The sequence below is a fragment of the Fulvivirga imtechensis AK7 genome (assembly GCF_000331535.1).
Lineage (GTDB): Bacteria > Bacteroidota > Bacteroidia > Cytophagales > Cyclobacteriaceae > Fulvivirga > Fulvivirga imtechensis.
Genome location: NZ_AMZN01000051.1, coordinates 120,861 through 145,375, shown reverse-complemented (window position 1 = coordinate 145,375; position 24,515 = coordinate 120,861). Strand labels below are relative to the sequence as shown.

The 24,515-nt window shown below is 41.9% G+C and carries 26 protein-coding genes; 23 read left to right on the top strand and 3 right to left on the bottom strand.

The window, feature by feature from the left end; all coding sequences use genetic code 11:
• Positions 1-58: 58 nt before the first annotated feature.
• From C900_RS15715 to C900_RS15655, 13 genes are all read left to right on the top strand, one after another.
• Positions 59-346: a DUF1330 domain-containing protein gene (locus C900_RS15715; RefSeq protein WP_009581023.1), complete on the top strand. Its 288-nt coding sequence runs from the start codon at positions 59-61 to the stop codon at positions 344-346.
• A gap of 95 nt (positions 347-441) precedes the next feature.
• On the top strand, positions 442-981 hold the full coding sequence (locus C900_RS15710) for a GNAT family N-acetyltransferase (protein WP_009581022.1): 540 nt from the start codon (positions 442-444) through the stop codon (positions 979-981).
• Between the two features lie 138 nt (positions 982-1,119).
• Complete coding sequence (locus C900_RS15705; protein WP_009581021.1) at positions 1,120-1,323, top strand: ComEA family DNA-binding protein; 204 nt, start codon at positions 1,120-1,122, stop codon at positions 1,321-1,323.
• Between the two features lie 42 nt (positions 1,324-1,365).
• The gene (locus C900_RS15700) at positions 1,366-1,689 is read left to right on the top strand and encodes a hypothetical protein (RefSeq protein WP_009581020.1); all 324 of its coding nucleotides are present in this window, start codon (positions 1,366-1,368) and stop codon (positions 1,687-1,689) included.
• A gap of 501 nt (positions 1,690-2,190) precedes the next feature.
• A complete protein-coding gene (locus tag C900_RS28535; RefSeq protein WP_083867508.1) occupies positions 2,191-4,269 on the top strand; it encodes a TonB-dependent receptor plug domain-containing protein in 2,079 nt (692 codons plus the stop codon).
• A 138-nt stretch (positions 4,270-4,407) separates the two neighbouring features.
• Positions 4,408-5,001: a nuclear transport factor 2 family protein gene (locus C900_RS29940; RefSeq protein WP_009581018.1), complete on the top strand. Its 594-nt coding sequence runs from the start codon at positions 4,408-4,410 to the stop codon at positions 4,999-5,001.
• A complete protein-coding gene (locus tag C900_RS15685) occupies positions 4,998-5,744 on the top strand; it encodes a L,D-transpeptidase family protein (protein ID WP_009581017.1) in 747 nt (248 codons plus the stop codon). The genes C900_RS29940 and C900_RS15685 overlap by 4 nt, the downstream gene beginning before the upstream one ends.
• Before the next feature lie 366 nt (positions 5,745-6,110).
• Positions 6,111-6,863 carry an arylamine N-acetyltransferase family protein gene (locus C900_RS15680; protein WP_009581016.1) on the top strand — a complete coding sequence of 251 codons (753 nt, stop codon included), beginning with the start codon at positions 6,111-6,113 and terminating at the stop codon, positions 6,861-6,863.
• Positions 6,860-7,615: a DUF1835 domain-containing protein gene (locus C900_RS15675; protein WP_009581015.1), complete on the top strand. Its 756-nt coding sequence runs from the start codon at positions 6,860-6,862 to the stop codon at positions 7,613-7,615. The genes C900_RS15680 and C900_RS15675 overlap by 4 nt, the downstream gene beginning before the upstream one ends.
• A gap of 1 nt (position 7,616) precedes the next feature.
• Positions 7,617-8,150 (top strand): GNAT family N-acetyltransferase, encoded by a 534-nt coding sequence (locus C900_RS15670; RefSeq protein ID WP_009581014.1) that lies wholly within the window; start codon positions 7,617-7,619, stop codon positions 8,148-8,150.
• On the top strand, positions 8,134-8,931 hold the full coding sequence (locus C900_RS15665; protein WP_009581013.1) for a class I SAM-dependent methyltransferase: 798 nt from the start codon (positions 8,134-8,136) through the stop codon (positions 8,929-8,931). The genes C900_RS15670 and C900_RS15665 overlap by 17 nt, the downstream gene beginning before the upstream one ends.
• Positions 8,928-9,230 (top strand): DUF6506 family protein, encoded by a 303-nt coding sequence (locus C900_RS15660; RefSeq protein ID WP_009581012.1) that lies wholly within the window; start codon positions 8,928-8,930, stop codon positions 9,228-9,230. The genes C900_RS15665 and C900_RS15660 overlap by 4 nt, the downstream gene beginning before the upstream one ends.
• 298 nt (positions 9,231-9,528) lie before the next feature.
• Positions 9,529-10,206 carry an ArsR/SmtB family transcription factor gene (locus C900_RS15655; RefSeq protein ID WP_009581011.1) on the top strand — a complete coding sequence of 226 codons (678 nt, stop codon included), beginning with the start codon at positions 9,529-9,531 and terminating at the stop codon, positions 10,204-10,206.
• Positions 10,207-10,250: 44 nt separating this feature from the next.
• Here the strand turns inward: C900_RS15655 and C900_RS30255 are convergent, their stop codons facing one another.
• Positions 10,251-10,421 (bottom strand): hypothetical protein, encoded by a 171-nt coding sequence (locus tag C900_RS30255; RefSeq protein ID WP_009581010.1) that lies wholly within the window; start codon positions 10,419-10,421, stop codon positions 10,251-10,253.
• Between the two features lie 118 nt (positions 10,422-10,539).
• Here C900_RS30255 and C900_RS15650 point away from each other — a divergent pair, with 118 nt between their 5' ends.
• Positions 10,540-11,163, top strand: a complete 624-nt coding sequence (locus C900_RS15650) for a class I SAM-dependent methyltransferase (protein ID WP_009581009.1) — start codon at positions 10,540-10,542, stop codon at positions 11,161-11,163.
• A 194-nt stretch (positions 11,164-11,357) separates the two neighbouring features.
• Here the strand turns inward: C900_RS15650 and C900_RS28530 are convergent, their stop codons facing one another.
• On the bottom strand, positions 11,358-13,895 hold the full coding sequence (locus tag C900_RS28530; protein WP_083867507.1) for a fibronectin type III domain-containing protein: 2,538 nt from the start codon (positions 13,893-13,895) through the stop codon (positions 11,358-11,360).
• A 267-nt stretch (positions 13,896-14,162) separates the two neighbouring features.
• Positions 14,163-16,562 carry an ABC transporter permease gene (locus C900_RS15640; protein WP_009581007.1) on the bottom strand — a complete coding sequence of 800 codons (2,400 nt, stop codon included), beginning with the start codon at positions 16,560-16,562 and terminating at the stop codon, positions 14,163-14,165.
• A gap of 186 nt (positions 16,563-16,748) precedes the next feature.
• On the opposite strand from C900_RS15640, the gene C900_RS15635 reads away from it, so the two are divergent.
• From C900_RS15635 to C900_RS15595, 9 genes are all read left to right on the top strand, one after another.
• Positions 16,749-17,621 carry a MerR family transcriptional regulator gene (locus C900_RS15635; RefSeq protein WP_009581006.1) on the top strand — a complete coding sequence of 291 codons (873 nt, stop codon included), beginning with the start codon at positions 16,749-16,751 and terminating at the stop codon, positions 17,619-17,621.
• Positions 17,622-17,791: 170 nt separating this feature from the next.
• The gene (locus C900_RS15630; RefSeq protein WP_040496896.1) at positions 17,792-18,298 is read left to right on the top strand and encodes an RNA polymerase sigma factor; all 507 of its coding nucleotides are present in this window, start codon (positions 17,792-17,794) and stop codon (positions 18,296-18,298) included.
• A gap of 9 nt (positions 18,299-18,307) precedes the next feature.
• A complete protein-coding gene (locus tag C900_RS15625) occupies positions 18,308-19,783 on the top strand; it encodes a phytoene desaturase family protein (protein ID WP_009581004.1) in 1,476 nt (491 codons plus the stop codon).
• Positions 19,784-19,879: 96 nt separating this feature from the next.
• Positions 19,880-20,716 (top strand): phytoene/squalene synthase family protein, encoded by an 837-nt coding sequence (locus tag C900_RS15620; protein WP_009581003.1) that lies wholly within the window; start codon positions 19,880-19,882, stop codon positions 20,714-20,716.
• Position 20,717: 1 nt separating this feature from the next.
• Positions 20,718-21,239 carry an isopentenyl-diphosphate Delta-isomerase gene (gene idi / locus C900_RS15615; protein ID WP_009581002.1) on the top strand — a complete coding sequence of 174 codons (522 nt, stop codon included), beginning with the start codon at positions 20,718-20,720 and terminating at the stop codon, positions 21,237-21,239.
• A gap of 7 nt (positions 21,240-21,246) precedes the next feature.
• The gene (locus C900_RS15610; RefSeq protein ID WP_009581001.1) at positions 21,247-22,542 is read left to right on the top strand and encodes a cryptochrome/photolyase family protein; all 1,296 of its coding nucleotides are present in this window, start codon (positions 21,247-21,249) and stop codon (positions 22,540-22,542) included.
• A 163-nt stretch (positions 22,543-22,705) separates the two neighbouring features.
• Positions 22,706-23,182 (top strand): SRPBCC family protein, encoded by a 477-nt coding sequence (locus C900_RS15605; protein WP_009581000.1) that lies wholly within the window; start codon positions 22,706-22,708, stop codon positions 23,180-23,182.
• Between the two features lie 11 nt (positions 23,183-23,193).
• Positions 23,194-23,667 (top strand): sterol desaturase family protein, encoded by a 474-nt coding sequence (locus C900_RS15600; protein WP_009580999.1) that lies wholly within the window; start codon positions 23,194-23,196, stop codon positions 23,665-23,667.
• A gap of 9 nt (positions 23,668-23,676) precedes the next feature.
• Positions 23,677-24,378: a lycopene cyclase domain-containing protein gene (locus C900_RS15595; RefSeq protein WP_009580998.1), complete on the top strand. Its 702-nt coding sequence runs from the start codon at positions 23,677-23,679 to the stop codon at positions 24,376-24,378.
• The last annotated feature ends 137 nt before the right edge of the window (positions 24,379-24,515 follow it).

Sequence of the window (24,515 nt, the reverse complement as noted above, 5' to 3'; positions counted from 1 at the left end):
GAATACAATTTAATCGGTTCTACTATATCGAACTCACGTTAAATAAAAATTTTCAGATATGGCTGCATATATTATCGTAGATATCTCAATTACCGACCCGCAGGAATATGAAGAATACAAAAAGCTTACCCCTGCTACAATTGCTGAATATGACGGGAAGTTTATCGTTCGCGGTGGACATACCGAAACGCTGGAAGGTGACTGGCAACCAGAACGTGTCGTTGTGCTGGAGTTCCCAACCGTAGAACGTGCCAAGGCATGGTGGAGTTCTGCAAACTATACAAAAGCAAAAGTAATCAGACAAAGGGCCGCTAATACACAAATGATTGTTGTAGATGGGGTGTGATATGAAAAGATCGCATCACAACCACCTTAGTCAATCTTGATCATATTTTCATTGATAGATAAAAGGGGCTGTCTCAAAAGTGTAATACAAATCACATGATCAACTACGTCATCGAAACGGACAGGCTTGGCCTCAGAAATTGGCAAGACAGTGACCTCCCACCTTTCTCAAAGATGAATCAGGACCATGAGGTGATGAAGTACTTTCCTGGTGTGACATCAAAACAGGAATCAAAGGCATTTATAATAAGAATGCAAGAGCACTTCAGCCAACATGGTTTCTGCTATTTTGCTGTTGACAGGCTTGATACCGGGCAATTTATCGGCTTCACCGGACTTCTTCATCAGAATTTCACTGGCCTGTTCCCTCCCTTTGTGGATATGGGCTGGCGTATCAGGAAAGAAGATTGGTACAATGGCTTCGCCACAGAAGCTGCCAAAGCATGTCTTGAATATGCCCTGGCAAAACCAGACCTGGAAGAGGTATATGCCATTGCACCAAAAGTAAATAAACCTTCTCAAAAAGTAATGAAGAAAATAGGCATGACCCTAAAGGAAGAATTTAACCATCCAAAGCTCAAAGGCTACCCCATGCTTGAACGTTGCGTCTTATATTGGACTGGCAAGCCTCGTTAAATCGATCCACAGGCTTTGCCTTGCCGCCACATCCTGATGATTTTATTTCACACCATCAATGTTAAACTGCATTGAAAGCCAGCATACTTCCGCTTTGGCACAGATTTTTTTATTGATTAAGTAAAAAAACAAACAGCTATGGCTTTCAAAATAAATCTTAACCAGGCATCCAAAAAGGATATTGTAGAAAATATCATTGGAATAAATGATACGACAGCCGATTCTATTGTCAGATACCGGGAAAAAACCGGTGGATTTACGAATTTCGATGAACTGCATAACATCGGAGATGTGGATAGAGAAACCGAGAAAAAGATCCGAAATGCCTCCACATTAGAGTAATGTGGAGTTAAAAAAAGGAATGGATAATTCGATTATACGACTATGAATGCTGAAGAAAAAAGAAAAAAACTGATCAGATTTCTGGATCGGAAGGCGTTCGATCCAGTGTTAAGGAAATCAGAGAATGATTTTCTCAATGTCCATGAACGAGAAAAATTCCGGAGAATAAAAGAATGCACAGAGCGCGAAAAGCAACGCTTCCACAACGAGTTCCACACGCCCGTAGAGGTAAAGCAGAACTACCTGAGTGATTTAAATTCACAAGCAGCCAAGCGGGTAAATCGCAAGTTAGGCGATCTTAATCTGCCTCAACTTCCGGAGTTTAAGAACGAATTCCTTGAACTGTGCAACAAGCTGAGGGTCTGATCTCGTCCCTTCACTGTGTGTCCTGGTCCGGTTGGCAATCCGTTCATCGCCCGTACTCGCTTATAATGGCTTAGTAAAAGACACTAAGGGCAATATGACAATTCTCTTAATTAAAGAGGTTACTCCCACTCTTGCCCTCTTATAGCTCCTGCCAATGTTCCATATGTTTTATACCATGTTATCCTGAAATTTTCGCAGAGCAACGGAGAAAATATTCCGGATCCCCTTGATCCATGGCTGAAGCTGAAGCCCGGACACTGCCAATAGCGAGGAGATCCCGGATCTTCACTGCGTTACATACGGGATGACGGCATTTGAAAATAAATAATCCCTTGATTTTAGATGCATTGATGACAAATACACTAATGCAAACGCTTGCATGGCTTGACTTTGATCAAATAATTTAATAATTTACTTAACTGGGCATTTTTTACTCATTAACAATTTTTTGATTTCCAGTTGCTTATGTTGTCTATTTTTTCACATTAAATTCCCACAACTATGAACACTCAAAAGTTTGGACTCTTGCTCCTCCTAATGCTATTTTCAGCAATGTCAAATGCACAAGAACCCGACACGACATTGTACACAATGACCCTTGAAGAATTAATGAACATAGAGGTAACGACTGCATCATTACAGTCTGAAACAATGTTAAAAGCGCCTGTGCCAATGACGGTAATTACACGAGACATGATCAATGCCATTGGGGCCAGAAACATGAAAGAGGTCCTTATCACTTATGTCCCGGGCATTACATCGGTGGAGGATCACAATGAAATGAACGTGAGTATGCGTGGTATCTATGCCTCATCGCAGCAAAAGATATTATTCCTGGTCAATGGCCAACGACTAAACTCGAGAGCCTACTCTATGGCTAACCCGGATTATAGTATCAATCTCGATAAGATCAGGCAAATCGAGGTAGTAAGAGGCCCTGGTTCTTCACTTTATGGCAATGTTTCTCTCTCAGCGGTAATCAACATCATCACTATTGATGGAGCCGAGCTGGAGGGCACCCGGGTAAGGGTGGGCACAGGAAGTCATGGCCAGGTATATGTGTCGGCTGTTGCAGGTGCAGGTTTGGGTGAAAATAAAGATATTTTAGTTTGGGGTCATCACTACGCTGCCGATGGTGAAAAAAGAGCAGTTAATGCTGCTGACGATTATAGCTCTTTCACTACACAAGATGGGGTGGCCTATTTGGGTACTGTGCAGGGAGATTATGACATAGGATTACAGGCCAATATCGGTAAGTTCGACTTCTTCTTCAATACCACCAGAGGTAAGATACAGCAGCCCTTTTCCGATGGAGGAGGCACAGGCGAGTTATACAATGCCGGTGATTTTGATGAAATATTAGGCGAGGAGCCCGGTCTCGGCCAGGAAATGAGACGTGTAAAAGTGGGGTATGGAACATCCTTCGGAAAATCTGTCGACTTTAGAATTGATCTTTATGGTGACAACAGCAATCTATTTGGCAATTTGGTTGCTTCAGGCACCCCTCCTATCAACCTTGCTGTGTTCTGGTGGGACAGAGATTTGGGTGGGATAAGTCAATTGACGTTCAACTATGGAAAGGGTAATGTCCTTATTGGCACACAAGTTGACTGGATGAATGTCTATGACAGTTTCTTTGCACAGGCTGCAGGAGGAACTGGGGTACTTAATACTTTCCTCGATACTACTGTGCCGCTGCTTGAACCGGGAGAAGAGACCATTTATTCCGCCTTCACTCAATGGAAGCACAACCTCACAGACAACTTACTGATCAACGCAGGCATACGTTATGACAATAAAGATCGCCATGAGGGAGAAAATGTAACGGCCTTAAGTCCGAGAATTGCTTTCATATACGAGGCTTCCGAATCACAAAATATTAAGCTCTCGTATTCCAAATCATTTGTGGATGCACCTTATTGGTACCGTTATAATAGCTTAGCTTCATACTCCGGTTCACGAGACCTGAAGCCTGAAAATTTACAGGCTGTGCAGCTTACACTCGATTCCAAATTGTTCTACTCCAGCGTATTCAACAATATCAATTTCTTTTATCAGTCTTTAACAGATTTTATCTATCGCGACCCCAATGCAGGGCCTGCAGATCCCAAGTACAGAAATGCCGGTTCGCTTACAAGCTGGGGTATAGAAGAGCAGGTAAGAACGAAACTGGGTGATTTCGACCTCATGGCCAATGCTACTTACCAACATGCAGTTAACTCGAAAGACTATGGTGTGGATGATTCCAAAATTGCCAACGTCCCTTCTTTTACCGCAAACATTATAGGTACTTATCATCTTTCAGAAAATGTACTTTTTAACCTTGGGGCCAGGTATGTATCTGAGCAATTTTCTCCTATAACAGCGCTTGGAACAGATACCAGCATACCCGACAATTATGTGGATGCGGCTTTTATATTAAACACAGGGGTGAACGTTAAAATTAAAGACCTGGTAATGGATCTGAGGGTTAAGAATTTGCTTGACACCAGGTATTACCAGGGAGGGGCCACCAGATTTGCTTATCCTCAGGAGGGCCGTTGGTTTACCGTATCTGCCCAATATACTTTTAAACACTAACAGTACTAACTCACCTATTCTTATGGTACGGGATAGGTGAGCTTTATAACTTCTTGGTGTTCAACATCAGAAATTTAATTATATTTACTTGCTAATCAGGTCAGTGATGAAAGTAGTAGTGTCTCTAAGAAAAAGCCAATGTCTGCGCTAGGCTTGCCCCAAAAATGCTCTCGTACCTCAGTACGCTCCGCTTTTTGGGACTTTATCCTGCTCTTTGGCGGGAACGTTTACTTGCAGACACTTAGTACGTCTGTATTGGTCATTTTTGTGTTAACACCACTTTTATATGGTTGTGGTAATGATAAAACTATAAATGAGCAGCTTTCCACAAAAGAGGAATTAAACATGTTCCTCATTTCCTACTATCAAACCATGACTCGAAGAGACTGGAGAACCTACCGAAGCTACTTTTGGGATGATGCCATAATCACCACGGTATGGCAGAAAGAAGGAGAAAATAATGAATCGGTGCATATCACTACAATTGATGAATTCATAGCTCAAACGCATCTTGGCCCGGATAGTCAGCCTGTTTTTGAAGAAAAACCCATTGACATTCAGATAACCGTTAAAAATGGCCTTGCACAGGCATGGGTCAGATATGAAGCCAGATTTGGTTCAGAAAAAAACATGATGGAATGGAAGGGAACTGATCTCTTTTCTTTGCTGAATCACGATGGAAAATGGCGGATTGTATCCTTAACATTCAGTTCAGAAGATAGCCCTCAATGAAAACAGTCACCATCACTCTATTTTTCGGACTTGCCCTGTTTGCCTTTAGCTCTGGTTCATTTAAAGACGAGCAAAAGCGGTATCCACGGGTTAGATCAGCATACGTGGAAAAAGAGTTATCTATAAAAGTACTTCTGGAAAGCCATTCCATTGATCCACAGCAACTACAAATCTATCTTAGAGCGTTCAAAGAAGATAAGAAAATTGAGCTTTGGGCAAAAAATATGGAAGATGATCATTACCAATTGATTAAAGAATATGATGTATGCAGGACCTCGGGTATTCCTGGTCCAAAACGGGAACAGGGCGACCTGCAAATCCCCGAAGGCTTTTACCATATCGACAGATTTAACCCTTCCAGCAATTTTCATTTGTCACTAGGCATTAACTATCCTAATCAGTCGGATAGGATTTTGGGCACCCAAGGAAACCTCGGAGGAGATATTTTTATTCACGGGGCTTGTGTGACCATTGGCTGTCTGCCTATAACGGACGATTATATCAAAGAGCTTTATATCATAGCCATAGAGGCCAAAGATAGCGGTCAGCAGAAAATACCGGTAACGATTTTCCCTCTATACATGACAGACGACAGCTATAGTGAATTGAAAGCAGAATATCAAAGCGATCGCGATAAACTGGCGCTTTGGGACGAGCTGAAAACCGCATTTGACCACTTCAATAAGCATAAGGACCTGCCGCAAATCAAATTTCTTGACAACGGTCGCCACGAAGTCTTATAAAAGATCGCCGTTTAACTCCATCCGAACATTGTTAATAAGGATAATTGTTGGTTTTCATACAACGATTTTAGTCTTCGCGCTATCTCAATACCCGGTACTAATTAATTAGCGCCTCCAAGAAAACTCTAAGTGGCTTTAAGAAAACGTTCCCGCCAAAGAGCGGGACGAAGTTCCAAAAAGCGGAGCGTACTAAGGTAGGAGAGCATTTTTGGAACAAGCGTAACGCAGACATTGACGTTTCTTAGAGACACTAATTATCTCAATACATCTTTAAGTCATGGAGGTACCTTAATGACATTTATTGAAGAAGTTAGACAGTAACAATTTCATACTTTTAAATCACCACAGATTAGGTTATTTTTAAGTATGGATCAACAGAAGTATCTGGAAAGAATAAACTATACAGGTGACCTGCGGCCCTCTTTGGAGGTATTGCAAAGGCTGCAAAAAATGCATCTTCTCAGCGTTCCGTTCGAAAATCTTGACATCCATTATGGACTACCAATCACCCTGGACATCAACAAAATATATAACAAAGTAGTATTAAATAAAAGAGGAGGATTTTGCTACGAGCTCAATGGATTGTATTATGAATTACTTATCTCCATAGGGTTTAACGCCAAAATGGTTTCTGCTCGCGTATATGATCAGAAAAAAGGTTACGGTCAGGAATATGATCATCTGTCTGTTGTAGTTAATCTCGATGGTATTGAATATTTAACGGATGTAGGCTTCGGAGAATTCATGTTTTCCCCTTTGGAAATCACCATGAACAATATCCAACCTGATGCGCGAGGTCATTTTATGATAGACACAACAGAGGACGACTATCTCAGGGTCAATAAAATCGACAACGGAACAGCAGTACCTGAATTTATGTTTAAAAATATTCCCAGAGAATTTTCAGAGTTTGCAGGCATGTGCATTTATCACCAAAGCAACCCAGCCTCACATTTTACTCAAAGGAAGTTGATTTCTATTCCTACGGAAAAGGGAAGAGTGACACTTACTACTGACAAACTGAAGATAACTGAAAACCAATTCACAGAAGAGTTGGTGTTACAAGACGAAATTAGCTTCCTCGAAAAGCTGAAAATGTACTTTAAAATAGACCTATGAGAGAACAGTACCATATACTCAACGGAGACGCTCTGAAAGAGCAGTTTCCAAAGTCTATACCCGGAAAGATTGTAGTGGCACGTGAATGTCTGGTTGATGGTGATGTAGAAGGGCGCAGCCTTGAAGAATTGCTGGCCACAAGGGCTTACTTTATTAGCGCTACCTATCATGGATATAGTGAAGAAGATTATTATGAAGAAACAGCGCACGAATTTTACAAGATCAGACTCATTCCTGCTAATTCAGTCGTTAACTTATGGTTCGAAGATGATCTTTTCTGTCAGGTTAATCTTTGGTTTATACTTCACCTGTTATACGGGCAACACAAACAGTATCACATCTGGCTTGTGAGACCACAGGTTGGCCATGAATATGGCTTTGGCAGTATGAGTAGTGCGAATCTGGTCGAAGCATTTGAGAGCAGAATAAGCATAGAGCCCATTGATTTTGACCTGCTTAGAAGGTTATGGAGGCATTACCAATTGAATGAAACCGGAGAAATGCTCCATATAACAGGGAAACTGAAAATTAAATTTCCCTTTCTACAACCTGCCGTTCAAGCCCATATTGATAGAATTCCTGCAAACAATAACCCGGGTAAACCACAACAAACGCTTATCGATATTATAGATGAACTTAACACTGATGAGTTCGGACCTGTCTTCAGAGAATTCTGCAAAAGAGAAAGCATCTATGGCTTTGGTGACCTACAGGTAAAGCGTATGTTTGATGAAGTAAAAAAAGGTCAATAATATGCTACAAGATGGCCCGATAAGATTAAGGGGGCTTGATTTATCGGATAAAAAGAAGCTGGCATTATTAGCCAACAACAAAAAGGTGTGGGATAACCTGAGAGACTATATGCCTCACCCCTATTCCGAGGAAGATGCTGTGGATTTCATTCGGTTGACTGATCAGGAGGCTCCAAAACTCACTTTTGCTATTGAGTACAATATTGAATTGTGCGGTGTTATAGGATTGGTGCCTCAAAAGGATGTATATCGCAGAACAGCCGAAATAGGCTATTGTCTGGGAGAGCCATTTTGGGGTAAAGGCATTGCTACTACGGCCGTCAAACTTTTGACAGCCTATGGTTTTCAACAAATTGATTTGGTACGTATTCATACAGGTGTTTTTGAATATAATACAGTATCTATGCGGGTGCTTGAAAAGAATGGATATAAAAAGGAAGGGATATTCAAACACGCGGTTTTAAAGAATGGAAAAATCTGGGATGAGCATAGGTATGCAAAACTGAGAGAAGAAGAATATGCAGGCAAAATATGATACCATAGGGATTAACTACAACACCACCCGGAAAGCCGATAAATATCTTACAGAAAGATTATTGAAGCTGCTGTCTCCGCGGGCTGAAGGACTATATCTTGACATTGGCTGCGGCACCGGCAACTACACCTTAAAACTACAGGAAAAAGGATACCGGTTTACTGCCATCGATCCTTCAACGGAAATGCTGGAAAAAGCCCGGCTCAAATCTCTGAAAATAGATTGGAGATCAGGATATGCGGAAAACACAGGCTTGAATGCAGACAGCATTGACGGCATTGTCGCCACACTTACTATTCATCACTGGACAGACCTCCACACCGCATTTCTTGAAATGAGCAGAGTTTTGAAGAAAAATGGCAAGATGGTGATATTCACCTCCACTCCTGAACAAATGCGTGGCTATTGGCTGAACCATTACTTTCCGTATATGCTTAGGGATTCAATAGCACAAATGCCTTCACCGGAAAAAATTAAAGTGGCCCTGGATGCTTCCGGCCTGCAGGTTACTGACACAGAACCGTATTTTATTCATTCCGATCTGGAAGACCTGTTTTTATACAGTGGGAAGCACAATCCAAAGTTGTATCTTAATCCTGAGGTTCGCCAGGGCATATCATCATTCGCAGCGCTGGCCAACAAAACAGAAGTTGACAAAGGACTGGAAAAGCTTAAAAACGATATTAATAGTGGTGAAATTGATCAGGTGATGCAGGAGTATGAGAACGCTTTAGGCGACTATATTTTTATTGTTGTACAGCATAGCTTAAATAACAGATGACCACACTAAGCCGCTACGCCTTTATTGTAAAACATAAAAGTTATTCATCGCTATATCAAAGGGCTTCTTTGGAAACTGATGAATTCAAAACTCTAATAGTTGGTGTTTCCGATACCAAGGAAGCCACCGAAGCAATTAAGCAACTCCTTTCGGAAGGCGTTCAGGTGATCGAGCTATGTGGCGGATTCTCCGAAGCCGAAAAAGATCAAATCAAGCAAGATATTGGAGGTAAAATCCCGCTGGGTGTCGTTAAGTTTGACAACGAGGACCTGAAAAAGTTGGAATCTTTCACAGGATAATTGAGTGCAAAAAAGACAGATAGAAAAAATACCTGGCCACTAGTCGAGAATCAATTTCTTTATTTGGTTTATTTCTGTATCCGTACTTCAACACCTTTGCTTCTCATTTCATTACTTATTACCTGTAATCGATCGAGGCATTTGCTGAGTTCAGATTTGAGCATAGAATTTTTCTCCTTCCTTAAGTAACTTTCTGTCACAACCAACTTTACGAAAAGCACCTTAAAATACAGCAAATCTTCAATTCAGATTTCCATTTTTATTATTACATTTCACTACAGATTTAAATATAACTGCCATGAAAGAACAGATCGGAGAGCTCTTCTCGCTGATTGGCGATCAGGTAAGGTCAAATATTTTGTGGACATTGCTCGATGGTAAAGCCTATACAGCCTCAGAATTGGCTTTTAATGCCGATACCTCGCCACAGAATATCAGTATGCATCTCAATAAGCTGCTTCAGGCCGATCTTGTGCAGGTAGAGCGACAAGGAAGACACAGATACTACCGGTACTCTAAACCGGAGGTAGCCTACGCTGTAGAGGCTGTTGTTAACCTTGTTCCTCAAAAAAACAACAAAGCTATTTCCGGATCTCACGATGATCCTATCCGGCATTGCAGAACCTGCTATGATCATCTGGCAGGAAAAGTGGGTGTGCTAATCACAGACAGCCTGATCAAAAAGGAATTTATTGTACCTGTTGATAACACCTTTGATGTTACTTTTCAAGGGGAAAGGTTTTTTCTTGATCTGGGCATAAAAATCAATGAGCTAAAGAACAAAAAAAGAGCGTTTGCACGGCCGTGCCTCGACTGGAGTGAAAGAAAGCATCACTTAGCAGGAGCTTTGGGGGCTGCATTGCTCAATAGGATGCTTGAGCAGGACTGGATAAGAAAAAAACAAAACACCAGAGCCATATTGATCACATCAAAAGGGCAGCACCTGATGTACCACTATTTTAAAATAAGCGTATGATCCTACATCTGACGACAGCCATTCTTGACAGGAACTAGGATCCACTAACGGAAAAACTTCCCTACCAACCACATGATAAATAGCAGCACCAGAACCACCAGGATCACCCCCACCCATACACCAAATTCAAAGATATCGCCTACCAGTTCACAACCTGTAGTGGTACACATTATTAAGAAAAACAGGTATAAATGAGTTAGTTTTAATTTTTTCATCTTCGCATTATTTTAAGAATAACCCGTGATGTTATCCTTTTGTTAACCTTCACCTTCTGAGGCGAATATTTTCACATTCTATTTCTTAAATTCACGTCTTGAATAACCAGCAATCATTATGAAAAACCAACAAGGCTACAATTCGTGGGCAGCTACCTACGATACTGTGATCAATAAAACCAGGGACCTGGAAGCCCGTGCGTTGAGAGATGTACTTGCTGACATTCCTATATCCAGGGCATTGGAATTAGGCTGCGGAACCGGCAAGAATACCTCATGGTTGGCAGAAAAAGTAGCCTCTCTGACATCTGTTGATTTCTCTGAAGAAATGCTCAATAAAGCAAAGGAAAAGGTCAGAGCTGCCCAAGTAAATTTCAAACAAGCCGACCTCACTAAACCCTGGAACTTTGTGGAAGCACCGGTTGATCTGATTACATTCAGCCTGGTACTGGAACATATTGAAGATCTTGATAATATATTTACCCAGGCATCCTCTGTACTAAAGCCCGGAGGAGCGCTTTATATTTGCGAGCTACATCCATTCAAGCAATATAAGGGCAGCAAGGCCAGATTTGAAACTGATGAAGGCACATTTGTGCTGGATTGCTTTACCCATCACATATCAGACTATATTACTCCTGCTCTAAAGTATGGCCTGTCGTGTGATCACCTCGCAGAATGGTTTGATGAGGATGACAGAAACGGGATTCCCAGGCTTGTGTCTTTTTTGTTTAGGAAATGATACAATTGATCCATGACTACCACAGAAGAAACTGAGGAGAGGCAGAGAATACCGAAGGATTGATCTGTATTGTTAAACCAATGTTACCTCTGCACTGCAAGCCCTGCGAGGCCATCCGCTAAGTAAGACTTATAACCACCAAAAAAAGGTTGTGCCTTTCGACACAACCTTTTTAGGTTTAAGTTGATGGATGATTATTTCACCAACAACTTCTGGGTTAGGTTGACGTTGCTACCTCTGATCACTACATGATAGAGGCCTTTTTTCAAGCCACTGATATCAACAGTCTCATCATGACTGCCGCTTACCTGGCCAAGAGCTTTTTGATATACCGAGTGCCCCATTACATCGAATACACTCAGGTTTACATCCTTAGCTTCACCTGCAACTGTGAAGTGAACATTAGTATATGTCATAGCAGGGTTAGGATGTAATCCCAATGCTGCTTTCTCAGCTACTTCAACAGATCTTGTTGATCCACCGATCACTACGGTGTAATCTTCAACTTCACCATAGCTGAAGGTTTCACAGGAAGATGGATTAGCATTATATTTCATAGACACTCTCATTCTTGTGGCGCCTGCAGGTGCGTTGGCAGGCACTGTGAAGCTACCACTTACTGAAGAGGCATTTGTTCTGCTTCTGCTATATACCAGCTCACCAGCGTCAGTGAAGTCCCCATCTTTATTGTAGTCTATCCATACTGCATATGCTTCGCGGTAAACAGTACCTGACCATCCAGGAGTAATAGTAATGGTATAGCTTGAACCATTATTCAATGAGGTTGATTGAGCAGTAAAATCTGCATATCCGCCATTGGCTCCTGAATTATTATTGATGCTACCCAACTGCACTCTTTGTATCCACTCGTCACTGGTGCTATTACCTTTGGAGCTACAGTAAACTATGTTGTCGGAAAGTGTAGTCACATTGATTGAGCTAGCAGCAGATTGGTTACCAGCAGCATCTTTAGCCCTTACAGCCACGGTGTAAGTAGTGTTGGCAGTAAGTCCTGTAATAGTGCGTGAAGTAGATGTTGTAGAACCGTTAAGTGATCCATTAACATATACATCATAACCTGTTACGCCCACATTGTCAGAAGATGCACTCCAGCTAACAGTAGCAGAGTTCTGGGTTACGCCTGATGCGGAAAGATTGCCGGGAGCAGTAGGCGCCTGTGTATCGGCTGTGCCGCCTTCGGTACAGTAGTTTACAGATTCAGTAGACCCAAAGTTACCGCCTGATGCAATAACATTATTATTAGCATCTCTCAAAGTGTAAGATCCGTTGCCATAAGAGCAGCAGATACCATCTCCATAAGAGTCATTGATAGTGAAGGTATAAGCGCCAGCGCCCACATTAAAGGTTTCCGTAACGGTGCCACCTTTTGTAGAATAACCGCTTCCTGAAGCCACAGTGCTTCCGCCTGAAGTTACCGACCAACTGGTTTCAGCAGGATAGTTATCCAAAACAAGCGTCAATGTAACAGGTCCTGCCACGCAGTTGCTACCGGTAGTGGTAACAGTGATCTCTGAAGAGTAAGCACCGCTGCCACTGTCACAGTTAGCTCTTACTTTGCAAGCATAGGCAGTACCAGCAGTAAGACCTGTGATATTTGCTGAAGTACCAGATACGGTAGTTACATTACCACCAACACTTACATCATAAGAAGCTGCACCTGAAACTGCAGACCATGACAGTGTAAAGCTGTTGTTATCTATATTAGAAGACGCTAAACCTGAAGGAGCTGGCAATTCGCAGCCTCCTGAGATGCTTCCTAAGCCTTCTCTGGCGCCTCCCGGCTCAAAGATAGCATCCATTCTTGCCTTCTGACCGGCAGTGAACATAAACATACAGGCATCGTCCACATAGTCCATATAGTTCATGAACATATCGCTGGTGAATCCACCATTATTATTACATGATTTTGTAGGGTAGTTGGGGCATCCATAGTTAGGCCCTCCGGCAACAGGTGTATCTGATACAAAATCATCGGCATTACAGTTGCCATCTCCCCAGATGTGTCGAAGGTTCAGGTAGTGACCAACTTCGTGAGTAGCAGTACGCCCCTTGTCAAATGGTGAGCTCAGGTAAAATGTTTCTCCTGAAGGTTGCTTGTCGCGGCTACCGAAGTACTGAGGCGACATTACAACACCATCCGTTGAGGCAGGGCCACCTGGGAACTGGGCATAACCCAAAATACCGCCACCTATGTTACATACCCACATGTTCAGGTAGTTAGCAGGGTCTATCGGATCAACGCCACCTTGTGACGACTTTTTCATGGCATCATTTGTGCCCCAGGAAGTTTTGGAGCTGAATTTTCTGGTAACCTGGGATAACGTAAATTCAATTTTAACGTCAGCAGCAGTAAATTCTGCAGGAACCCCGCTAACATCACTGTTCAACATCCTGAAGTCTTCATTGAGTACATCTATCTGAGACTGGATCTGAGCTGCGCTGATGTTTTCTTGAGTAGTATTATAGATTACATGTACAATAACGGGAATAGTAAGTACCCCTGTTCGGGCTTGTATTTGCCCTTTGCTCCTCTTCTCAAGGAATGCACGGGTATGATTTTCAACAAGCTGTCTTTTCTGGGCTATTTTCTCGTTTTGATTCTGCTTTTCAAGGATTTCGTGAGCAGGACATTGTCTGATGGGGCCGTTCTGAGCGTATGTAGCATAAACGCTGCAAAGGGCCATGCAGGTAATTAGTAAACGTTTCAACATAAAATATATGGTTTAGGTTTGGAAATAATTTGCAAGATCGAAAAATGCTGAATAATGCATAGAGAGGTGCGCAACCGAAACTCTTCTTCCCGGGTACGGAAGAGAGTGAAAGATGATCAAATGTGCTGTTCAAAAAGAGTTTCTTCACCTGACTGATTCAACAATTAATTGCGCTATTTAATAAATAATAAAACCAAAATCAAAATAAAGTTTTGATTTTGGTGAAGAAAAAAAAATGTTATTCCAGAATAACAGTCTTTTATAAAATTATTCATATTTAAGCACCTTGGCCGGGTTCGCCATAGCAGCGGAAACAGACTGATAGCTAACAGTAATGAGTGCAACCAATAAGGACACCAGAATGGCGACTGCAAAGATGCCCGGACCCAGGCTTACCCTGAAGGCAAAACTGTTAAGCCATTGATCCATCACTAACCAGATCAAGGGAACCGCAATAAAACTGGCGATAAGCACCAGTTTTATAAAATCTCTGGACAGGAGGAGAAAAATATTGGGCACAGTGGAGCCCAGCGCCTTTCGAATGCCGATCTCTTTGGTGCGCTGTGATGCAGTGAAGGAAGCCAGCCCAAAAAGGCCAAGAGAGGCAACAAAGATGGCCAGTGACGCAAAAAAGCCAAACACTTTGCCAAACTGTTGCTCAGACTTATACTGGCTGTTAAAGAAGGTATCCAGGAAAAAGTAATCGAACGGATTTTCCGGAAATATCTGTTTGTAGTGTTCCTTTATATATGCGACCGTTTGCCCCAGATCAGCCATACTAACTTTCATTGAATAGTAGTTTCGGGCTCCGGGCCTCAACAGAAAAGCGATCTGATCGTAGTTTTTTTGGAGCCCTTCCTGATGATAGTTGGCAACTACGCCCACAACAGCCAAAGTGTCTCCTCCTATTCTTACCCGTTCACCAACGACAGCATTAGCATTGTTAAAGCCCAGTACTTCAACTGCCCTTTCATTCAAGATTACACTCCGGTCATCTGCCGTAAACTCAGGAGCATAACCCCTTCCTGCTATTATCTGATGTCCGTACCCGGCCAGATAATCGTAATCGATCCCTACTTTATACATAATAGTAGATTTTTCAGGAGCTTCATCCAGTCTCCTGGCTCCATTGGTCCAATAAATCAGATTTCCCGGGATCTCTGTTGAGGCTGCCACACTGCTGATATGTGAGTGCCTCAGCAATTCTTTCTTCAGCGTAGTTAAATCATTTTCATATAGTGAATCGTTGGCAACTATCCCTGGCCCGTTGATCACCAGTGTCTGATCCACGTTGATCCCAAGGTCCTGATCTTGCATAAATCGTAACTGCTGATAGACTATTAAAGTGCCTGTAATAAGCCCAACCGAAGCAATGAACTGGATCACCACCAGGTTTTTTCTGAGCATCAGGCCTTTTCGGGATCCTTTCAAACTTCCTTTTAATACAAGGGCCGGTTTGTAGGCCGACAATACAAAAGCCGGATATATACCGGCCAGCAGAGCACCAGAAATAAACATACCGGCCAGATAAAACCATGGGGTAACATCATTGATATCTACAGTCAAATTTTTGCCGGCAAGATTGTTGAACAAAGGAACGGCCAGATAGAGCAAACCAATGGCAACAAGGGCTGCGAACAGGTTCATTAAAAAAGATTCGGACATAAACTGCTTGATAAGCTGAAATTTAACAGCTCCAACAGTTTTTCTTATGGCCACTTCCCTGGCCCTTTGCATAGCACGTGCAGTAGAAAGATTAATATAATTTACCCATGCAATTACCAGAATAAAGAACGCAATGAGTATCAGAAAGTAAACTGACCGGCCGTTTCCATTTACTCGTGCCTCCTGGATAAGATCAGAGTAGAGATGTATGTCTTCCAAAGGTTGTAGTATAAACTTCGTTCTTTCGCTGGCCCCTTCACCACCATGTTTTTCTATAAAAGCCGGGAATTTGGCCTGCAGGCCGGCTATATCTGCCCCTGGCTCCAGTAGCAGATAAGTATAAAAGTCGTACCAACCCCATGCATTGTTAAACTCCTCTCCGATCTGCTGCACCAGAGTGGGGTAAGATAATAAAAGGGAGATTTTCAGATGGGAATTTTCGGGCGACTCAATAACACCTCGGATCTCATAATCTTCATTATTTCCAAACTTAATTCGTTTGCCTACCGGATCATCCTCCCCAAAATATTTCCTGGCAGCCGCGGTGGAGATAACCGCTGTATTTGGCTCTTTTAACAGAGTATTCCTATCACCTGCAATCAACGGATATGAAAAAATATCAAAAAAACTCTGATCTGCCTGAAATACGTTATCCTCATGAATGCTGACATCATCATAACGTACAATCCCACCACCATATCTCAGAAAAAGCCTCGCATGATCGTTTACCTCCGGGAACTCTTCCTTCATGGCAGGTCCTACTCTGGGAAAAGCGGTGGCACATTTAAAAACCTGCTCACCGCCCTTGTAAAAATCATAGCGTACCCGGTATATTTGTTCGCTTTGCTCATGAAACTTATCATAGCTGAATTCGTGATTGATATACTGCAATATCAGCAAGCTGCTGGTCATACCGATCGCAAGTCCGAGGATATTGAGAAAAGTATATCCTCTGTCACGCGTAAAATTGCGAAAGGCAATTTTTAAGTAGTTAACTATCATGGCTTTGGGAGTTTGGAAATAAACATTTGCCAACAACTATGCCATGGCCTATATTGCAGTAATTTTGAGGAATTTGCAAAGAATAGCCTGTTCATTATTGAACAAAAACCGTCTGTGAGCGAACAATACCTACAAGTTAAACCAAAGCATATTGCCTAACGTTTTAAAGCAAGATACCAAAACCAAATGGGTAAATATTCTATAAAAGAACTCGAAAAACTATCGGGCATAAAGGCACACACGATAAGGATCTGGGAAAAACGATATGGTATTATAAAACCTCAACGCACGTCTACAAATATTCGATACTACTCCGATGATGACCTAAAAAAGATACTGAATATTTCAATCCTTAATGGTCATGGTTATAAGATCTCTAAGATCGCTGCCCTGTCCACTAATGATATAAGCGCCAAAGTAATGCAACTCACCTCCGAAAGGTCAGACCTTGACCTGTTGGTAGATGAGCTAACCCTGTGCATGGTAGAAATGGATGAAGTCAAATTTGACAAACTCCTCTCCAGCTATATTGTCAGGTTTGGGTTTGAAAAAACAATACTGAGCATCGTTTATCCGTTCCTTGATAAAGTAGGCATACTTTGGCTCTCGGATAATATCTCCCCCATCCAGGAACATTTTGTATCTAATCTTGTCAGGCAGAAGATCATTGTTGCTATAGATGGTTTGCCACTTAACAGTGAGGATTCGGCAGAAAAAGTACTTTTGTTTTTGCCGGAAAATGAACTGCACGAAATCGGTCTTTTATTTTTTTATTACCTGCTGAAAAAACAAAATTACAAGACTATTTACCTGGGTCAATATGTACCACTTAAAGACCTTGAAGAAGTAGTTAACACGCTGAAACCAAACCACCTAGTCACCTGCATCACCTACTCCCCAAGAGGTAAAGATATCGAGGAATTTATTACCCTGTTGTCGGAGAAATTCTACACTTGCCAAATATACGTTACCGGTAAACCTGTCCTGGAATTAAGTTCCTCATTTCCCAAAAACATCCATATTTTTCAAAATGCAAAGGATTTAAAGGATCTCCTTTAGCATCAGTCGTAATACGACAAATTTCTAGCATGGATTTTTCATTTATCCACGTATCAACTGGTATAAAATAATTTTGTTCAGACTACCCAATAAAAGCCTAAACAATATTAGAAAATGTCGGCTGATTAGTTTAATTTTGTTCAACGTTTAATTAAAATTATTAAACAGATATGACTGTAATCGAATTCAACCATAGAATAGCTTCCTTGAAAGACACTTTAGAACTATTTACCCGAAGATTTACAAAGGATCAGGAAGAGTCAGAAGATCTAATTCAAGACACCGTACTTAAAGCACTTACATATAGAGATAAATTCAAACAGAATACTAACCTCAAAGGATGGTTGTATACCATCATGAGAAATACATTTATCAACAATTACAGAAAAGCACAAAGGGCCAAAACCACCCACGATGATACCAAAGAATTATACTACCTCAATGTTCCTGACAACCATACCTTTAACTCTCCTGACTCGAGCTACGAGTACAAGGATATTGTTAACTGTATGAATGGGGTAAAAAAAGATTTGCTTGTACCGTTCAAAATGCACGTTGATGGGTATAAGTATCATGAAATTGCGGAATGCCTGGAGATCCCTATTGGAACAGTAAAGAACCGTATCTTCCATGCCAGGAAGGAGATACAGAAAAAGCTGGTAGCTTACTCTACCTGAATGTTTTGAATGAGTAAAAAAAAGATAGCCGTAATAGGGGCAGGTTTTGCAGGGCTTTCTGCAGCCTGCTGCCTGGCTGACGCAGGATTCAACGTTACGGTATTTGAGAAAAACGCCTCCCCTGGAGGTCGAGCCCGGAAATTTGATGTTCAGGGCTTTACTTTTGATATGGGCCCAAGCTGGTATTGGATGCCTGATGTCTTCGAAAGATTCTTTAACCGGTTTGGTAAATCCACCTCCGACTATTACACACTACAACGCTTAAACCCCTCCTACAAAGTATTCTTTAAAGACGAAAGCATTGATATTCCCGCTGCACTTCAGGACATCTATGCTTTATTTGATACCATAGAGCCGGGAAGTTCTACAAATCTCCGGCAATTTCTTGAAGAAGCTGCCTACAAATATGAGGTGGGTATCAATGACTTGGTATATAAGCCAGGCAGGTCTGTTACAGAGTTTCTGGATATGAGGTTGATGCATGGCATCTTCAGATTGCATGTATTTAACTCCATTGCCAACTATATACGTAAATATTTCTCCCACCCAAAACTGATCCAGTTGCTAGAGTTTCCGATACTTTTTTTGGGAGCAATGCCCCGTAAAACTCCTGCATTGTATAGTTTGATGAATTATGCCGACATGGCCCTGGGCACCTGGTATCCTGAAGGAGGTATGCATAAAATTGTAGAGGCTATGGAAACTTTGGCATTGTCGCTAGGGGTCCGGTTTGAGTACAATGCAGCAGTATCTGCCATCGAGGTCAAAGAAAATCATGCTAAAGGTGTAGTAGTTGATAATACACTAATTGAGCACGATATAATCATTGGGGGTGCAGATTACCATCATATCGAACAACACCTGCTTCCTGAAAAATATCGAAAGTATGATCAGAAGTACTGGGATAAAAGGGCATTAGCGCCCTCATCACTAATATTTTATTTAGGGGTAGATAAAAAGATCAGTCATCTGCTGCACCATAACCTATTTTTCGATGAAGATTTTGAGCAACACGCACAAGAGATCTATGAACAGCCGGGATGGCCCCAAAAACCACTGTTCTATGTCTGTTGCACATCAAAAACCGACCCCGGTTGTGCACCGGAAGGTATGGAAAACCTCTTCGTACTAATACCCGTTGCTCCCGGATTAGAGGACAGGATGGAGATCAGAGAGCGGTATTACGACCTGGTGATGGATCGTATCGAAAAGCTAACGGGCGAAGCCCTAAAAGAACATATTGTCTATAAACGCAGCTATGCACACAATGATTTTATTGAGGATTATAACGCTTTCAGAGGGAATGCCTACGGACTGGCCAATACGCTGAGACAAACGGCCATTCTAAAGCCTTCAATTCACAATAGAAAGGTGCGCAATTTATTTTATACGGGCCAGCTTACTGTGCCTGGTCCGGGAGTACCTCCATCTATAATATCAGGGCAGGTAGTTGCCGGAGAGGTAATTGGTAGATATGAAATATGAGATGCGAGACTTAGGACTAAAGATTGAATCAACCTGAACTTGACTGGGAGGGGGAGTTTTTCTCTCCGGGCTAATACAAAATAAAAACTTACGAACATGAAGGAGATTTTTGATGCGGTATCCATCCGGTGTAGCCGGTTGACCACAAACTCTTATAGCACTTCGTTCTCATTGGGCATTTATTGTCTGAATAAAGATATTCGTGATCCTATCTATTCCATCTACGGTTTTGTTAGGTTTGCTGACGAGATAGTGGATTCTTTTCATGATTACGACAAAGCACAACTGCTACATAAATTTATGGAGGATACTTATCAGGCTATTGCAATGAAGATAAGCCTGAACCCTATTCTCAACAGTTTTCAACAGACTGTTAATAAATATGAAGTGGACCTGGAGTTGATCGACCATTTTCTAAAAAGTATGGAAATGGACCTGAAAAAGGTTCGTTATGACATCAATAGCTTCAATACTTATATTTATGGATCCGCTGAAGTAGTAGGGCTCATGTGCCTGAAAGTGTTTTGCAATGGTGATAAAACAACCTATGAGCATCTAAAACCATATGCCAGAAAATTGGGATCAGCCTTTCAAAAGATCAATTTTCTGCGCGATCTCAGGGAAGATTATGTACACATGGGCCGCTCCTATTTTCCGGATGTTGATATCAGGGTCTTTGATGAAAATACCAAACAAAAAATAGAAGAGAGTATAGAAGAAGATTTTAGAATAGCCTTTGAAGGAATCAGAAAACTTCCCAAATGCGCCCGTTTCGGGGTATATCTTTCCTATGTTTACTACTATGCTTTATTCAAAAAGATCAGAAAAACGCCATCGGGAAGTGTACTAAAAAAGCGTATACGCATCCCGAATCAACATAAATTTTCAATACTTTTTTATACTTACATAAAACACAGATTTAACCTTATTTGAAATGGAAGAGGTGATATTAGTTGATGCCAAAGACAACGAAACAGGCACTATGGAAAAGCTGGCTGCCCATCAAAAAGGGCTGCTGCACCGTGCTTTTTCAGTGTTAGTATTTAATACCAAAGGAGAACTACTGTTGCAGAAAAGGGCAGGCAATAAATACCACTCCGGAGAGCTCTGGAGCAACACTTGCTGCAGCCATCCGCGACCCGGAGAATCAACACAGGAAGCCGCAGAAAGACGGTTAATGGAAGAAATGGGAATCGACCTGCGGCCATCCTTTCTCTATAAATTTATCTACAAAGTTGAGCTCGATAACAAACTGACCGAACATGAATTTGACCACGTGTTTACCGGCTTTTTTGACGGAGAGCCCGTGGTGAATCCTCATGAAGTGGAAGACTGGAAATATGTAGACCTGCATGACCTGAAAAGGGATATGAGCAGTAATCCTGACCGATACACCTCCTGGCTGCATATGATCATTCAGAATATTGGGCATCATATCAAAAACTATAGCCTCTGACCCGCCCATGGACGCCATAAATGTTTTTTGGTTCAGAAGAGACCTGCGACTTGACGATAACAGGGGGCTTTACTATGCGCTGAAGGATAATGCGCCAGTACTGCTGCTTTTTATATTTGACAAAAACATACTGGATGACCTGCCAAAAGATGACCCCAGAGTGACATTTATTCATGAACAAATTACGGTTATCAACCAGGCCTTACAGCAAAAAAACACATCACTTGTTGTAAAATATGGCACACCGGATGCCGTGTGGAATACGCTCATAAAAACGCATAATATTCAGAAGGTTTACACCAACCATGACTACGAGCCATATGCCCGTAAACGGGACCAAAGCATCGCTGATCTACTTAAAAACAGCAACATTGATTTTATCACTTTCAAAGATCAGGTGCTGTTGGAACGATCGGAGGTCACAAAAGAAAATGGAGAACCCTATGTAGTTTTCACACCTTATAGCAAACAGTGGCTTAAGGTTATCTCTTCAAAGGATTATGAATCGCTTCCGTCTGCCTTACTTTTTGAAAATTTTGTAAAACAGCCTTTTAAGCCCATCATAAACCTGGACGAGATCGGTTTTGAACATTCTAAGCATTCATATCCCCCTTCGGAACTATCGGATACTACCTTAGCACATTATAAGCAGGAACGTGACTATCCGGCCAGGCAGGGAACCTCACGTATGGGTATCCACCTGAGATTTGGCACTGTAAGCATCCGTAAAATAGCGACTGCCGCTAAAGAAAAGAGCAGCACATTTCTCAATGAGCTCATCTGGCGTGAGTTTTACCAAATGATACTCTGGCATTTTCCCAGAGTGGTCAGTGAAAATTTTCAGACAAAATACAACAACCTCAAATGGCGCAACAACGAAAAAGAATTTGAAGCCTGGTGCAAAGGGCAAACAGGGTATCCGGTAGTGGATGCCGGTTTGCGGCAGTTAAATGCCACAGGTTATATGCACAACAGAGTGAGGATGATCACCGCCAGTTTTCTAACGAAACACCTGCTGATAGACTGGAGATGGGGAGAAGCATATTTTGCGGAAAAGCTACTGGATTATGAATTGGCCTCTAACAATGGAGGGTGGCAATGGGCAGCGGGCACCGGTGTGGATGCAGCGCCTTATTTCCGGGTGTTCAACCCTGAGTTGCAAGCACAGAAATTTGACCCAAAACAGGAATATGTTAAAAAATGGATACCAGAACTAACAGAGGGTAAGTACACAAAACCAATAATCGACCATAAAAAGGCAAGGGAAAGAGCGATAAAGGCATATAAAATGGCGTTAGAGTGATGAGGTGACGAAACATTAGTCGGCAGTAGGCAAAAAAGAGAGTCGTGAGTACAGAGTCAAGGGTCGTGAGTAAAAAATTGACACGCAAAGCCAATTGGTGGTATAACCCCTTCTCAATACTCACATCTCATATCTCAAGACTAAATATAAATAAATACAGCGCATGAAGATATATAATTTAAAAAGAGCACAGATCTTACCCATCTCACTTGCTGAGGCCTGGCAGTTTTTTTCTACACCAAAAAATCTCCAGAAAATTACCCCTCCTCATATGGGATTCAAGATCAAGTATCTTTCAGGAAATGAAAAGATGTACCCCGGACAACTGATCCTGTATAAAATAAACATTTTGCCAGGCATACCGGTTGACTGGGCAACGGAGATCACTCATGTGGTGGAGCCTTATTATTTTGTGGATGAACAACGCTTCGGGCCCTATAAATTGTGGCACCACCAGCATCATTTCCGGGAAGCGGAACAGGGCGTTGAAATGACCGATGAAGTAAACTACGCCATACCTCTCGGGTTCATCGGGCGAATGGCCAACAGCCTTTTTGTGAGAAGGCAGGTTGAGGCTATCTTCGACCACAGGCACCGGGTACTGGAAAACTATTTTGCAAAAAAGTTTGTAACTGTTTAAATAGAAGATGTATGACAGGCCTTTTGACAATCTTTCTTTGCATCCTCCTTGCAGCCGCCACATTCCTTTTTATGGAATTTGTGGCCTGGTTTACCCATAAATATATTATGCATGGTTTCCTGTGGGTGTGGCACCGCTCGCACCACCAAAAGCATAACCATACACTGGAGAGAAATGACCTTTTCGCCCTGGTGTTCAGCTTACCCAGCATTGCACTATTCTATTATTCCACGGTAGTGACATTTAACCCGTATTTATTATCTGTTGGCATCGGTATCTTTTCCTATGGTGTATTTTACCTGGTATTCCACGATATCATTGTACACCAGCGTATTAAATGGAGACCCAAAAAACGAAGCAAATACCTCAACCGGATGATCAATGCTCACTATATCCACCATCGAAAACACACTAAGGAAGGCGGTGAAGCCTTTGGTTTCCTCTATGCCCCAAAGCAATATGAAGCCAAAAACAGTAATGTGTAGGATTTGAATATGAGTTCCGCTTACCTATATCTCCTGTTAGATCTGGCAGCTATATCCATCCCCCTGGCATGCAGCTTCTATTCCGGGGCCAATTTTTCAAAAAAATGGCGTTACCTGCTTCCTGCACTACTGCTGCCAGCAGCCATATTTATTGCCTGGGACGTATTGTATACCCATTGGGGTGTATGGGGGTTTAACGCTACTTATCTAACCGGGGTCACCATCATCAACCTGCCCCTGGAAGAGTGGCTCTTTTTTATCTGTATCCCCTATGCCTGTGTGTTTACCTACTTTGCCTTCACCCACCTGATCAAAAGAGAGCCTTTTGGAAAGATAAAACAACCACTTACCTGGCTCTTGATCACTGTTTTACTGGTAACAGGGCTCCTGAACTTGGGAAAAATTTATACTTCTGTTACTTTCATTAGTCTTGCGGCCTTCCTTATAATGCATGTATATTTTTTCAAGGCTCATTACCTCGGCAGGTTTTACTTCACCTACCTGATCATACTCATCCCGTTTTTCATCATCAACGGCATACTCACGGGTTCAGGCATTGAGGATCAGGTGGTCTGGTATGATAACAGCGAGAACCTGGGCATAAGAATAGGCACCATCCCCATTGAAGATATTTTCTATGGAATGCTCCTTATACTAATGAACGTGACTGTTTTTGAGGAATTACAGGTAGAACGGCTAAGGAGGAAATAGCTACTACTCTAGCACAACTCTAGCACGGAAGTTTCTTCCGTGCTTATTTTACTCGGCTACTTTTTTCTTTTATGCTTTACTTTGACTTACTCCCTTATTCATCTTTGGCTTGCTGAATTGTTGCATGGTTATGTGGC

What these genes read in the sequence shown, in the direction of transcription:
- idi (WP_009581002.1), top strand. Translation starts at nt 20,718, where the DNA reads ATGGAAGAGGTGATATTAGTTGATGCCAAAGACAACGAAACAGGCACT.
- C900_RS28530 (WP_083867507.1), bottom strand. Translation starts at nt 13,895, where the DNA reads ATGTTGAAACGTTTACTAATTACCTGCATGGCCCTTTGCAGCGTTTAT.
- C900_RS15650 (WP_009581009.1), top strand. Translation starts at nt 10,540, where the DNA reads ATGAAAAACCAACAAGGCTACAATTCGTGGGCAGCTACCTACGATACT.
- C900_RS15625 (WP_009581004.1), top strand. Translation starts at nt 18,308, where the DNA reads ATGAGTAAAAAAAAGATAGCCGTAATAGGGGCAGGTTTTGCAGGGCTT.
- C900_RS15700 (WP_009581020.1), top strand. Translation starts at nt 1,366, where the DNA reads ATGAATGCTGAAGAAAAAAGAAAAAAACTGATCAGATTTCTGGATCGG.
- C900_RS15620 (WP_009581003.1), top strand. Translation starts at nt 19,880, where the DNA reads ATGAAGGAGATTTTTGATGCGGTATCCATCCGGTGTAGCCGGTTGACC.
- C900_RS15675 (WP_009581015.1), top strand. Translation starts at nt 6,860, where the DNA reads ATGAGAGAACAGTACCATATACTCAACGGAGACGCTCTGAAAGAGCAG.
- C900_RS30255 (WP_009581010.1), bottom strand. Translation starts at nt 10,421, where the DNA reads ATGAAAAAATTAAAACTAACTCATTTATACCTGTTTTTCTTAATAATG.
- C900_RS15710 (WP_009581022.1), top strand. Translation starts at nt 442, where the DNA reads ATGATCAACTACGTCATCGAAACGGACAGGCTTGGCCTCAGAAATTGG.
- C900_RS15670 (WP_009581014.1), top strand. Translation starts at nt 7,617, where the DNA reads ATGCTACAAGATGGCCCGATAAGATTAAGGGGGCTTGATTTATCGGAT.
- C900_RS15665 (WP_009581013.1), top strand. Translation starts at nt 8,134, where the DNA reads ATGCAGGCAAAATATGATACCATAGGGATTAACTACAACACCACCCGG.
- C900_RS15705 (WP_009581021.1), top strand. Translation starts at nt 1,120, where the DNA reads ATGGCTTTCAAAATAAATCTTAACCAGGCATCCAAAAAGGATATTGTA.
- C900_RS15595 (WP_009580998.1), top strand. Translation starts at nt 23,677, where the DNA reads ATGAGTTCCGCTTACCTATATCTCCTGTTAGATCTGGCAGCTATATCC.
- C900_RS15630 (WP_040496896.1), top strand. Translation starts at nt 17,792, where the DNA reads ATGACTGTAATCGAATTCAACCATAGAATAGCTTCCTTGAAAGACACT.
- C900_RS15640 (WP_009581007.1), bottom strand. Translation starts at nt 16,562, where the DNA reads ATGATAGTTAACTACTTAAAAATTGCCTTTCGCAATTTTACGCGTGAC.
- C900_RS15655 (WP_009581011.1), top strand. Translation starts at nt 9,529, where the DNA reads ATGAAAGAACAGATCGGAGAGCTCTTCTCGCTGATTGGCGATCAGGTA.
- C900_RS15610 (WP_009581001.1), top strand. Translation starts at nt 21,247, where the DNA reads ATGGACGCCATAAATGTTTTTTGGTTCAGAAGAGACCTGCGACTTGAC.
- C900_RS15635 (WP_009581006.1), top strand. Translation starts at nt 16,749, where the DNA reads ATGGGTAAATATTCTATAAAAGAACTCGAAAAACTATCGGGCATAAAG.
- C900_RS28535 (WP_083867508.1), top strand. Translation starts at nt 2,191, where the DNA reads ATGAACACTCAAAAGTTTGGACTCTTGCTCCTCCTAATGCTATTTTCA.
- C900_RS15680 (WP_009581016.1), top strand. Translation starts at nt 6,111, where the DNA reads ATGGATCAACAGAAGTATCTGGAAAGAATAAACTATACAGGTGACCTG.
- C900_RS15685 (WP_009581017.1), top strand. Translation starts at nt 4,998, where the DNA reads ATGAAAACAGTCACCATCACTCTATTTTTCGGACTTGCCCTGTTTGCC.
- C900_RS15660 (WP_009581012.1), top strand. Translation starts at nt 8,928, where the DNA reads ATGACCACACTAAGCCGCTACGCCTTTATTGTAAAACATAAAAGTTAT.
- C900_RS15600 (WP_009580999.1), top strand. Translation starts at nt 23,194, where the DNA reads ATGACAGGCCTTTTGACAATCTTTCTTTGCATCCTCCTTGCAGCCGCC.
- C900_RS15715 (WP_009581023.1), top strand. Translation starts at nt 59, where the DNA reads ATGGCTGCATATATTATCGTAGATATCTCAATTACCGACCCGCAGGAA.
- C900_RS15605 (WP_009581000.1), top strand. Translation starts at nt 22,706, where the DNA reads ATGAAGATATATAATTTAAAAAGAGCACAGATCTTACCCATCTCACTT.
- C900_RS29940 (WP_009581018.1), top strand. Translation starts at nt 4,408, where the DNA reads ATGTCTGCGCTAGGCTTGCCCCAAAAATGCTCTCGTACCTCAGTACGC.